Annotated in this window: 6 protein-coding genes; all 6 read left to right on the forward strand. The window is 44.1% G+C overall.

The genetic code is table 11. From position 1 onward, the window contains the following. Positions 1 to 21 precede the first annotated feature (21 nt). The 6 genes from dhbC to MHB79_RS18770 all read left to right on the forward strand — a co-directional run bounded on the left by dhbC (position 22) and on the right by MHB79_RS18770 (position 12,934). Positions 22 to 1,203 (forward strand): isochorismate synthase DhbC, encoded by a 1,182-nt coding sequence (dhbC, locus tag MHB79_RS18745; RefSeq protein WP_003214915.1) that lies wholly within the window; start codon positions 22 to 24, stop codon positions 1,201 to 1,203. A gap of 24 nt (positions 1,204 to 1,227) precedes the next feature. Next, the gene (locus MHB79_RS18750) at positions 1,228 to 2,847 is read left to right on the forward strand and encodes a (2,3-dihydroxybenzoyl)adenylate synthase (protein ID WP_251190552.1); all 1,620 of its coding nucleotides are present in this window, start codon (positions 1,228 to 1,230) and stop codon (positions 2,845 to 2,847) included. A 19-nt stretch (positions 2,848 to 2,866) separates the two neighbouring features. Then, positions 2,867 to 3,775, forward strand: a complete 909-nt coding sequence (locus tag MHB79_RS18755) for an isochorismatase family protein (protein ID WP_253621954.1) — start codon at positions 2,867 to 2,869, stop codon at positions 3,773 to 3,775. A gap of 15 nt (positions 3,776 to 3,790) precedes the next feature. Continuing rightward, entirely contained in the window at positions 3,791 to 10,939 is a 7,149-nt protein-coding gene (locus MHB79_RS18760; RefSeq protein WP_340990531.1) for an amino acid adenylation domain-containing protein, read from the forward strand. A gap of 20 nt (positions 10,940 to 10,959) precedes the next feature. After that, complete coding sequence (locus tag MHB79_RS18765; RefSeq protein WP_003215360.1) at positions 10,960 to 11,187, forward strand: MbtH family protein; 228 nt, start codon at positions 10,960 to 10,962, stop codon at positions 11,185 to 11,187. 124 nt (positions 11,188 to 11,311) lie between these two features. Further along, positions 11,312 to 12,934 carry an AraC family transcriptional regulator gene (locus tag MHB79_RS18770; protein WP_137054097.1) on the forward strand — a complete coding sequence of 541 codons (1,623 nt, stop codon included), beginning with the start codon at positions 11,312 to 11,314 and terminating at the stop codon, positions 12,932 to 12,934. The last annotated feature ends 93 nt before the right edge of the window (positions 12,935 to 13,027 follow it).

A 13,027-nucleotide genomic window follows, 5' to 3' on the forward strand; every position in this document is an offset into this window, starting at 1 on the left:
CATCAAAAAGGAGGCCTTTTCATGAAACATTCATTATTGCCGTCAGAAGAAAAAGTACAGTTGATTCAAGACTATCAACCAGGCGCTTTTTTCCTTGCTTCCCCTAAACGTACAATACTTGCAGAAGGGATTTTCCAGCATATTGAAACCAATCAGCTCAATGAACTCTCCACAAGGGTAGCGCACGTATTTGACACTGCCAAACAAGCTGGTATTCAATCACCAATTATTGCTGGTGCTGTTCCGTTTGATCCGGCGCAACCCGTTCGTTTAAATGTGCCAATCCATGTACAGTTTAGTGATCCACTCGAATTTCATCAAGGTGATGAGGAATCGGAAGTGACATCGCCATCCTATGAGGTGACACCTGTCCCTTCTCCTGAAGTCTACATGAATGGTGTGAACGAAGGGTTAGCTAAAATTGAAAAAGGAGAGCTTAGCAAAATCGTCATTTCTCGATCTCTCCATCTCAAATCAAATCAAGACATTCATACGAAAGCAATACTCGAACGGCTGGCTCGTCACAATACGACTGGCTATACGTTTGCTGCAAATGTAGCTGATCCGAAATCTCCCCAAAAGCGCACACTTCTTGGGGCAAGTCCTGAGCTGCTTCTTTCAAAAACGGGTTCATCTGTGATTTCCAATCCACTCGCTGGTTCTCGGCCGCGTAGTTCAGATCCAGTAGAAGATCAGCGCCGTCACGATGAACTCCTTACTTCAGCGAAGGATTTACACGAGCATGCAGTGGTTGTCGACGCTGTCACTAAAGCGCTTGCTCCTTACTGTCGTAAGTTAGATGTGCCTGTATCACCATCCGTCATACAAACAGAAACGATGTGGCATTTATCTACTGTCGTAAAAGGTGAATTAGCAGATTCCAGTGTATCCTCAATTGATTTAGCGCTGAGCCTTCATCCAACACCCGCAGTATGCGGAACACCTACAGCAGATGCACGTGAAGCAATCCAAGCAATTGAACCCTTCGATCGAGGATTTTTCACAGGAATGATCGGCTGGGCAGATGCAAATGGTGATGGTGATTGGATTGTCACCATTCGTTGTGCAGAAGCTGAGGGTCAATCCCTTCGCCTCTTTGCTGGTGCAGGAGTGGTCAAAGGATCTAAGGCAGAAGAAGAGCTAGCCGAAACATCTGCAAAATTTAACACGATGCTTCGTGCGATGGGCATCCACCAGCTATAAAAATACATAGGAGATGACAAAAACATGTTTGTTCAACCACCTACATGGCCAGAAGAATTTGCAAAACGCTACCGTGAAAACGGCTGTTGGCGTGGAGAAACCTTTGGCGGTATGCTTCGTGAACGCGCCATATCGTTAAGGAATAAAACTGCGATTACATACGCTGATACGCACATGAGCTACCAAGAACTTGATGAGCGCGTCAGCAGTCTTGCCGCCGGTTTCCACCAGCTTGGAATTCAAAAGGGCAGTCGAGTTGTCGTGCAGCTTCCTAACATTCCTGCTTTTTTTGAAGTCATTTTCGCTTTATTTCGAATCGGTGCTTTACCCGTCTTCTCACTGCCATCTCATAGAAGCAGCGAAATCACTTATTTTATTGAGTTTGCCGAAGCAGATGCATATGTCATACCAGATATCCATGATGGCTTTGATTATCGATCACTCGCACGTCAAGTGAAAGAAAAGCTTCCCTCATTACCTCATGTCATTGTTGCAGGGAAAGCTGAGGAATTCCTTGACTTGGATGATCTGCGCAAGGACCCAGCACTTGATCCTCAAATTCATGTAGAGGCAAGTGATATTGCATTTCTTCAGTTATCAGGAGGTAGCACAGGCCTTTCTAAGCTCATACCTCGTACGCATGATGACTATATGTATAGTCTTTGGAAAAGCAATGAGGTGTGCGAGCTCACAAAAGATAGTGTGTATTTAGCTACACTTCCAGTTGCGCACAACTATCCATTAAGCTCGCCTGGAGTCCTTGGGACGTTATACGCAGGTGGAAGAGTCGTTCTTGCACCGGGATCAAGTCCTGATGTCGTCTTTCCACTCATTGAAAAAGAACGGGCGACAATTACCGCAGTCGTTCCGCCTATTGCATTGATCTGGCTAGAAGCCGCTCCACATCGATCAGATGACTTATCGAGTCTTGAGGTTTTACAAGTCGGTGGTGCTAAATTAAGCGCCGAGGCAGCAAAACGAGTGATGCCTGCCCTTGGGTGTAAGTTACAGCAAGTTTTTGGCATGGCAGAAGGTCTGGTCAACTATACCAGATTGAATGATCCTGAACATGTCATTATCCACACACAAGGACGCCCGATGTCTGAATATGATGAGGTACTAGTGGTAGATGATGAGGACAAGCCCGTCCCGAATGAAGTGGCTGGACACCTTTTAACAAGAGGACCTTATACGATTCGCGGCTACTATAAAGCCGATGAACAAAACAAGAAAGCATTTACAGCCGATGGCTTTTACAGAACAGGTGACATCGTGCGATTAACAAAAGAAGGAAATGTGGTAGTAGAAGGCAGAGACAAGGATCAAATCAATCGTGGCGGCGAAAAGGTTGCCGCTGAAGAAGTTGAAAATCATTTACTTGCGCATCCTGACATTCATGATGCCGCCATGGTGTCCATGCCAGATCCGTTTCTTGGCGAACGCTCATGTGCCTTTGTTATTGCGAAAGGAAACAACAAGCCAGCACCACACGCCTTAAAGTCATTTCTAAGAGAACGCGGGCTCGCTGCCTATAAAATTCCCGACCGCATTGAATGGATCGAGGCGTTCCCACAAACAGGTGTAGGCAAAGTCAGCAAAAAAGCATTAAGAGAATTAGCTTCAATCCATACTGCCAACGTATAAAAAAAGAGGAGTGAAAACCATGGCAATCCCTACTATTCCTGCGTATCCAATGCCAAGCATACAAGATTTACCCGAAAATAAAGTGAACTGGATCCCTGATCCGAAACGTGCTGTCCTGCTAATACATGACATGCAGCAATATTTTTTAAATGCATTTCAACAAGATACTTCACCGATCACAGAGTTAGTGCAGCATATTGAACAATTACGTGATACATGCAAAGAACTTGGCATTCCTGTCGTCTATACAGCTCAACCTGGTGACCAAGACCCGAAGGATCGTGCCTTATTAACAGATTTTTGGGGGCCTGGACTTGGTGATGATGAAGCATTGACAAAAATCATTGATCAGCTTGCTCCATCTGAAGCAGATACAATGCTGACAAAATGGCGTTATAGCGCATTCAAAAAATCCAATTTTTTAGATATTCTTCACGAAGGCGGGCGTGATCAACTGATCATTACTGGCGTATATGCACATATTGGCTGTATGCTGACAGCCGCAGAAGCATTCATGCTCGATATTGAAACCTTTTTTGTCGCCGATGCCGTCGCTGACTTTTCACTTAAGCATCACAAAATGGCAATGACCTATGCAGCTGAACGCTGTGCGGTAACCACAACGACAAGCCAAATCATTCGTCGTTTAACAGGACAGGAAGCAGACGGTGATGATCTATCCTTTGATGCTATCGTTCACCAAGTAGCTGAGTATATCCAAATCGAGCCGAATGAAATACCGTTTGACGAGAATCTCGTCTATCTTGGACTTGATTCTATTAGAATGATGAGTCTAGCGGAAAAATGGAGACAGCAAGGAGCGACAGTCAATTTCGTTGAGCTTGCAGCTAATCCAACGCTCACGTCTTGGCGAGCTCTTCTTTTCCCAGAAAAACAGCCATCTATCCCAAATATCGATTACTTGTAAAGGAGGTATAGACCCTTGTCGATCCAGTCAGTCGATTCATTCCCACTAACCGGTGCCCAATCAGGCATTTGGTATGCGCAGCAGCTTGATCCATCTAACCCTATTTTCAATACAGCTGAGTATATAGATATTAAAGGTCCTATTGATCCCGTACACTTTGAAGCAGCCATTAGAAAGACTGTCTTAGAAGCAGATTCCTTGTATATGCGCTTCGTTGAGGATACTGACGGTCCAAAGCAATGGTTGATATCTAAGAAAGAGATTCCATTTCAATCTATCAATTTACAAAATGAAAAACAGCCGCTTGATGCGGCTAAAGCATGGATGAAGGCAGATCTTTCAACGCCAGTCTCTTTAGAGAAAGATGTATTATTCCGTGAAGTACTTTTTCAACTTGCTGACGACCGTTTTATCTGGTATCAGCGCATTCATCACATTGCCATTGATGGATTCGCCTTTTCGCTCATTGCACGCCGTGTTGCTGAGGTCTATTCAGCCCTATCGAAAGGGACACCTGTGCCTCCTCAAACATTTGGAGCCTTACTTGACGTAGTCCAAGAAGAGATCACCTATCAACAGTCCAATCGGTATGATGATGATCGAGCATTTTGGAAAAATCGCTTTGCTGATCAACCTGAAATTGTCAGTCTTGCTGAGCTTGCCCCAAGAACGTCGGATCATTTTATCCGTAAAACGGCTAGCTGCGATGCCGAAAAGGTAAGCAAAATGAAAAAAAATGCTCAATTTTTCGGCGGTACGTGGCATGAAATGATTCTTGCGGCATCCGCTATATATATGCATCGTATGACTGGTGCACATGATATTGTTTTAGGATTACCTGTTATGATGCGCCTTGGATCGTGCGCCTTGCAAACGCCCGGAATGGTCATGAACCTGGTTCCGCTTCGTTTAACATGCAAACCAGAAATGACGCTCTCAGCACTTGTTCGCCAAGTATCTGATGAACTGAAAGCCATTCGTCCTCATCAAAGATATCGTCATGAAGACATGCGGAGAGACTTTAAACTCATCGGAAGAAATCAACGATTATTCGGCCCGCAGATCAATATCATGCCATTTGATTATGATCTCAAGTTCGATCAGAGCATTGGTCAAGCACATAATCTTTCAGCAGGACCCGTAGATGATATATCGATCAACATATACGACCGCGCAGATGGGAACGGATTTCAAATCGACTTTGATGCAAACCCTGCCGTTTACAAAGAGCAAACAATTGACGCTCATCAGCAGCGTTTTCTTCAATTGCTGGAGGAAATAACCGGACTAGAGCAAGATCAGACGATCAGTCAATTCAACCTTCTTTTGTCTGAAGAAAAAGAGAACATTCTCAAGCACTGGAATGATACAAAACGAGAATTACCAAAAGAATCTTTACGGGAACTATTTGAAAAACAAGTCAGCAAAACACCACAAGCAAAAGCATTACAGTTTGAAGAAATCACTTTGACCTACGAAGAGTTGAATCAGCGGGCAAATCAATTGGCTCATTATTTGAAAAAGCGCGACATTGGACCAGAACAATTTGTCGCAATTGCTCTGCCTCGTTCCATCGATATGGTCGTAAGTCTATTAGCCGTTATCAAGACAGGAGCAGCATATCTGCCACTAGACCCTGATTACCCTAACGATCGTGTCACCTATATGCTAGAAGATGCCAAACCGGCGTGCTTGCTCACAGTCAAAGAGACAGCAGACGGTTTGGAGCATCCGCACATCGTTCAACTGGATGATTCAATTGTTCATCAGGAGATAGCAGGCAGCCCGCATCTCAATCCGACCTGGAACGAAGGCTCCCCGCATCATCCGGCTTACATCCTCTACACGTCAGGATCGACAGGGAAGCCTAAGGGTGTTGTTGTAACAAAACGAAATGTGATCAACTTTATATTGTCTATGCAAGATTCATTTTTATTAGATCAAGGGGACCAGCTTTTAGCGGTAACGACCATTGCCTTTGATATTTCCGGGCTAGAAATGTTCCTCCCGCTTTTACATGGTGCCGCTATATTATTAGCAAAAAAAGAAACGATACAAGAACCAGCAAAGCTTTCAGACATGATTCGTTCTCATCATGTCACAATCATGCAGGCAACACCAACGTTGTGGCATGCGTTAGCAGATGATTACCCTGACGTGATAACAGGTATGCGTGTTCTTGTTGGAGGAGAAGCACTCCCTGCCTCCCTTTTGCACACATTACAATCTCTTCAATGCGACATTACCAATTTGTACGGACCTACAGAAACGACGATCTGGTCTACCATGGAAAATGTCACAGCACATCGAGAGAATAGTGGACCGGCGATTGGCAAACCCATTTGGAATACGAGCATTTACATTTTAGATGAAGGACTAAACCCAGTCCCAGCAGGATCAATCGGTGAACTTTATATTGCAGGTGAAGGAGTATCCAGAGGATATCTTGGACGATATGACTTAACGGCTGAACGATTTGTCGCTGATCCATTCGGCACAAAAGGCACGAGAATGTATCGCACGGGTGATTTAGCCAGGTGGCGTGAGAATGGCTCGATTGATTATATTAGCCGTGCTGATCATCAAATTAAAATTCGCGGCTTCCGTATTGAACTAGGTGAAATTGAAACAGTTATTATGCAGCACCCAGCCATAAAGCATACATCCGTTATCGTTCGGGAGGATCAACCTGGACAACAGCTGCTTTGTGCGTATGTTGTGCTAACAGACGACTCTTCTCTTCACCCTTCAGAGCTTAGGCAGTTTGTGGCTGCGTTACTTCCAGACTACATGGTGCCTTCTGCTGTTGTCTTTTTGCCGGAACTTCCACTTACACCAAACGGCAAAATCGATCGCAAAGCATTGCCAGTGCCAAATATGTCTTTAGTTAGTTCTGAGCGTACACCTAGAACACCCCAAGAAGACATGTTATGTAGTTTATTTGCAGAAACCCTTGGCGTATCTCAAATTGGCATAGATGATAGTTTCTTTGATTTAGGCGGACATTCTTTACTTGCCGCTCGTCTGCTTAGACGTATACGCGATACATTCGGTGCAGACCTAAGCATGAGCACCATTTTTGAATCACCTCGAGTCGCTGAACTTGCACAGCACTTAGACAAAGCAAAGGACATTCGGCCGCCGCTTCAGGTAGAAAAAAAGCCAGATGAAATTCCATTATCCTTTGCCCAAAAACGGCTCTGGTTCCTTCATTGCCTTGAAGGTCCAAGTCCAACTTATAATATTCCACTTGTCATTCAGCTGACAGGTACATTAGATCAAAAAGCTCTCAGTGGTGCTTTAGCAGATATCACTGAAAAACATGAAACCCTTAGAACCATCTTTCCAAATAAGAACGGCATGCCAAGACAGGTTATTTTACACCCGAAAAGTGTTCAGCCTGAACTCCACGTCACAGCTTCAAGTGATCAACAAATTGATAATCAGTTAAACGAAGCCATTCGCTATAGCTTTAAGATTGAAGAAGAGCCTGCACTTCGCGCTGAATTATTCATACTTGATGCAAATCGATCCGTGCTGCTTCTATTGCTGCATCATATCGCTGGTGACGGCTGGTCACTTGCACCATTGACACGAGACTTAGCTGCTGCTTACGAAGCCCGTATACAAGGAAAATCAATCTCCTTGCCAGCCGAACCTGTTCAATATGCTGACTATGCTATTTGGCAGCAGAAGCTGTTGGGCAGTGAGGAAGAGACGGATAGTCTATTTGCCAAGCAGCTTACCTATTGGACAGGTGCCTTACATGACCTGCCTGAAGAACTGGAGCTTCCCTATGACTACCCGCGTCCACAGGAAGGAAGCTTCAACGGTGCTACGATCGACTTTACGATTGAGCCCGCTTTACACCAGCTGCTCCTTGAACTTGCAAAGCAGCATCAGGTGAGCTTGTTCATGGTGCTTCAAGCATCACTTGCAGCATTACTGACACGTCTTGGAGCGGGAACAGATATCCCTATTGGCAGTCCAATTGCTGGGCGGAATGACGATGCACTTGACGACATTGTGGGATTGTTTGTGAATACACTAGTATTACGTACAAATACAGCTGGTAATCCAACCTTTAGTGAGCTATTGAAGCGAGTGAGAGACGTTGACTTAGCAGCCTATGAGCATCAGGATCTGCCATTTGAACGGCTAGTGGAAATTCTAAATCCAAACCGCTCCAGATCACGCAATCCATTGTTCCAGGTCATGCTTGCCTTCCAAAATACACCGAAGGCGGAAATGAAGATGACACAACTTGACTCAGACCTCTACGTGAAACCAGTAGGATCAGCTAAATTTGATCTGACCATCGAATTAACAGAACAAAGAACTGAAACTGGGTCAGCAGCAGGATTAACAGGATTGTTTGAATTCAGCACAGATGTATTTAAACAAAGTACCATTCAAGCAATCGCTGCCAGAATGAAGCGCTTTTTAACAGAGATAGCTGAGCGCCCACATCTGCCGATTGGTCAAGTGAACATTTTATCAGATAAAGAGCGGCAAACATTTCTACCTGACAAAAAGACATTCGCTCAGTTAGACCAAGCACTTCGTCTCCCGACCTTATTTGAAAAAACGGTGCAGCAATATCCTGATCGAGTGGCAGTAACGGATGGCAAGTGGCAGCTTACCTATGAAGAGTTAAACAACAAAGCCAATCGTCTTGCTCATTTATTAATAGAAAGAGGCGTTGGACCAGAACAGTTCGTTGCACTTGCCCTGCCTAGATCAATCGATATGCTCGTCAGCCTATTAGCCGTTCATAAAGCAGGCGCAGCCTATGTTCCGCTTGATCCTGATTATCCAGCAGACAGGCTGGCATACATGATACAAGATGCCAAACCAGTTTGCAGCATCACAACAAAAGCAGCTGCATTGCATCTCCCTGCTGATTGCGATTTGATTTTGTTAGACGAAAAAGAAACAAATGATCAATTACAGATTACGCCAAATCACAATCCGGCTGATATAGACAGAATTGAGCCGCTATCTCCTCTGCATCCGGCCTATATTATTTATACATCCGGATCTACAGGGAAACCAAAAGGAGTGGTCATCCCACACCAAAATGTCATCCGTCTTCTGACATCTACTGAACATTGGTTCCATTTTGACGAAGAGGATGTTTGGACAATGTTCCATTCGTATGCCTTTGACTTTTCAGTTTGGGAAATATGGGGGCCCCTTTTATATGGCGGTCGGCTTGTCATTGTTCCTCATACCATCTCTCGTTCTCCAGAAGAGATGCTGCAGCTTCTAGTTGATGAAGGTGTGACTGTGCTTAATCAAACACCTTCTGCCTTCTATCAGCTCATGCAGATAGACAAGGAACAACAAACACTTGGTCAAGCATTATCACTCCGCTTTGTCATCTTTGGCGGTGAAGCATTAGAGCTTAGCAGATTAGAAGATTGGTACAGCCGTCACTCAGACTGCAAGCCAAAGCTAATTAACATGTACGGCATTACAGAAACCACCGTACACGTTACGTACAATGTACTCAATCGAGACATGATCGCAAAGAAATCCAGCAGCTTAATAGGCGAACCGATTCCTGATTTACACGTGTACGTACTTGATGAATACCTACAGCCTGTTCCACCTGGGACGACAGGTGAAATGTATGTAGCTGGAGCTGGTTTGGCTAGAGGTTATCTAGGCAGGCCTGACCTGACATCAGATCGATTCCCTGCCGATCCTTATGGAGCACCTGGCACAAGGATGTATCGAACTGGCGACCTCGCTCGCTGGACAGAAGAAGGGGCACTTGATTACATTGGCAGAGCTGATCATCAAATTAAAATACGCGGGTTTAGAATTGAACTTGGAGAAATCGAAGCCGTTCTATCACGCCACGATGCAGTTGCACAAGTTGCCGTGATTATGCGAGAGGATCAGCCTGGTGACAAACGCTTAGTCGCATACATCGTCACAACTGAAGAAGACCGTTTCGATACAGAGACCCTTCGCCATTTTGCGTCAGCCAGTCTTCCTGATTACATGGTGCCTGCGGCTTATGTACAGATTGATACGATGCCACTTACAGCAAACGGAAAGCTTGATCAAAAATCACTACCGGCACCTCAATTGCATATACAGCAAACGGATGGCCGCGGCCCAAGAAACCCGAAAGAGGAAGTTCTATGCCACCTCTTTGAAGAGGTGCTTGATTTGCCAAAAATCAGCATTGACGATCGCTTTTTTGACATTGGCGGGCATTCCTTACTTGCGGTTCGTTTAATCAGCCGCATTCGTGATGCACTTGGTGTCAAACTAAGCATCGGAACGTTGTTTGAAGCACCAAATGTTGCAAGTTTGGCAGAGAAACTAGAAACAGGAAGCGATGAAAACGCACTAGAAATCCTGCTGCCGCTACGAACAAATGGAGAAAGATATCCTCTCTTCTGTGTTCACCCAGCTGGTGGTCTTAGCTGGTGCTATGCAGGTCTCTTGAATACATTAGAGAAAGACATTCCTATTTATGGATTACAGGCAAGAGGAATCGCAAGAAAAGATGACTACCCGCACACACTAGATGATATGGCTGCGGATTACATCAAGCACATCCAAACGATTCAGCCAAAAGGTCCTTATCATCTTCTTGGCTGGTCACTAGGCGGAAACGTTGTACAGGCAATGGCTACACAACTCCAGCAGCAAGGTGAAGAAATCGCTCTCGTTGCGATGCTAGATGCCTATCCAAACCATTTCTTACCGATTAAAGAAGCACCCGATGAAGAAGAAGCACTAATCGCTCTTCTTGCACTCGGGGGTTATGATCCAGATACCTTAACAGGTGAACCGCTCACGATGAAAAGTGCTGTCGACATCTTGAAGAAAGACGGCAGTGCACTAGCAAGCTTAAATGAAGATGCCATTAGAAATCTAAAGGAAACCTATGTCAATTCAGTACGATTGCTCGGAGAATATCAGCCAAAAACTTATCATGGGGACATATTATTCTTTAGATCTACCATTATCCCAGATTGGTTTACACCAATTGATCCCGAAGCATGGGCACCTTATATCAACGGAACCATTGAACAGCACGACATTCATTGCCGGCACAAAGACATGTGCCAGCCTAAACCCCTAGCAGAAATTGGTGTCATCTTAGACGACTCTCTGCATCGGGTCAAACAAAAGCACTAAGAATAAAGGAGAGATGACAAATGACAAATCCCTTTGATCGTGAAGACGGTGTATTTCTTGTGCTTGTCAATGAACAAGGACAGCATTCACTTTGGCCATCATTTGCACCAGTGCCAGATGGGTGGGAAAAGGTCTTTGGTGAAGACACTAGAAATGCCTGCATCGATTATATCCAGACACACTGGCAGGACTTACGGCCATTAAGCTTAACAAAAGAACCTGCGCTAGCACATGGAAAAACAGACTAAATCATCGCGCCCTGATCTGACTCAGGGTGCTTTTTTGACAGAATAAACATCACCATCTTTCCAACTCTTTCTGCTACAATTTAATTGAGAATGTTTATCAACAAATAAGAGATCAGGTGGTTTTATGGGAAACAATCAATTACGTACAATGGCAAAGGCAGAACAATTCATCTATCGATTGACATTTGCTGAAAAAATAAAGAATGCAGAGCTTCCGCATAAGGAGCAGCAGTTATCAGATACATTTTGCCTCCTCGTTAGCATAAGCAGCAGCGGCTTACTCACGCTGAACGATCAAAAATGGCGATTGAAAAATCTAACACTCTATACAATTCTGTCTGATGAGACATTTATGTTAAAAACAAAGCCTTATCAAAAACACGAGCTCTATCTGCTTCGCTTTCAAATGTACACGCCGCAAGGTCAACACATAGAAGAAGTATCAACTGAACATGCCCGGTCTTTACTGAATGTATGGCAATTTATCGATATTAGCTCAATTGAACAAATTCATTCTTTACTGTCCGAAATGACAGAGGAATGGAAAAGACATGAATCCGTTAGCTTTTTTAGAAGCCAAACCCTTTTTCAACAGCTCATCCTGCAGCTTTTCACACTGCATAATGAAGATATTTGTGACACGACACATGCCCTTTTCAAAACAAAACAATATATTGATCAACATTCCGAAGAACCCCTCAGCCTTACAAGTCTATCTCAAATGGCTGGCATCAGCGCCAATCATTACAGTGAGCTATTTAAAAAGCATTTTAATGTGAGTGTCACTGATTATATCACCAAGAAAAGGATGGCTAGAGCCAAACAGCTAATGGCAAAAGGCAACGCAAAGCTCAAAGACATTGCACTGGAAATCGGCTATCAAGATCCCTATTACTTTAGCCGCATCTTTAAGAAAAAAACGGGCATGACCCCTTCTACTTATATGAAAAGCCGTCAGCGGAAAATTGCAGCCTATGGCCATTCCATACTCGGTCAGCTCACACCCATTCATATCATCCCGTATGCTGCCCCTCTTCACCCTAAATGGACAGCACATGATTTTGAGCATCATGCAGAAGAAATCCCGATTCACCTGAGTGCACATCGGATCAATGAGCACGCTGAAGCCAATTTACAGCAATTAAAGGAAACAAAACCTGAGCTGATCATTGCCAATGATCATGTGACAGAGGAAGAAAAACAAGTGTTGAAAACCATCTGTCCTGTTCACTTTGTTCCATTCACCCATTTGGATTGGCGCACTCAATTCAGACAAACAGCTATGTTCCTAAACGAAGCGAAGGAAGCAGAAGAATGGTTGATTCATTATGAGGAGCTCGTCATTCAGGCGAAAAAGACATGCCTTTTTGATCATCCACCAAAAACCGTCCTGCCTCTTCGTATCTTTCAAGATCAACTCTACTTGTCTGTAAATCGCACCATGTCAGAAGTGATTTTTCATGATATTGGTCTTCTGCCAGCTTTTCAGAATGATGGACAGCTAATAGAAAAGAAAATCACCATTCGCTCCATACAACAGCTAGATCCAGACGCCATCTTCCTCTACTTGCATAAGGAGCCAAAAACCCTTGCTTTTTATCAAAAGTTAAAGCAACAGGAAGATTGGCAAAATCTCAAAGCTGTGACGCAACAAGCAGTCTATCCACTAGCATCTGACCCTTGGCGTGAATACACAGCAGCCAGTCATAAACGAGTCATTCAGGACCTTTTATCTTTTTTTCCGTAAAAAGTCCATCATTTGACAGAGAATTGTCTATGGATAAAAGGACAAAAGCCTAATACAATCTTTAATTGAGAACAATTATCAGTTAAAGGAGAA

Origin of the sequence: Bacillus sp. FSL M7-0558 (genome assembly GCF_038003245.1) — a bacterium.
Taxonomy (GTDB): domain Bacteria; phylum Bacillota; class Bacilli; order Bacillales; family Bacillaceae; genus Bacillus; species Bacillus pumilus.

Bases quoted from the DNA above. Each gene is read 5' to 3' on its own strand.
- MHB79_RS18770 (WP_137054097.1), top strand. From the start codon at position 11,312: ATGGGAAACAATCAATTACGTACAATGGCAAAGGCAGAACAATTCATC.
- MHB79_RS18750 (WP_251190552.1), top strand. From the start codon at position 1,228: ATGTTTGTTCAACCACCTACATGGCCAGAAGAATTTGCAAAACGCTAC.
- MHB79_RS18765 (WP_003215360.1), top strand. From the start codon at position 10,960: ATGACAAATCCCTTTGATCGTGAAGACGGTGTATTTCTTGTGCTTGTC.
- dhbC (WP_003214915.1), top strand. From the start codon at position 22: ATGAAACATTCATTATTGCCGTCAGAAGAAAAAGTACAGTTGATTCAA.
- MHB79_RS18755 (WP_253621954.1), top strand. From the start codon at position 2,867: ATGGCAATCCCTACTATTCCTGCGTATCCAATGCCAAGCATACAAGAT.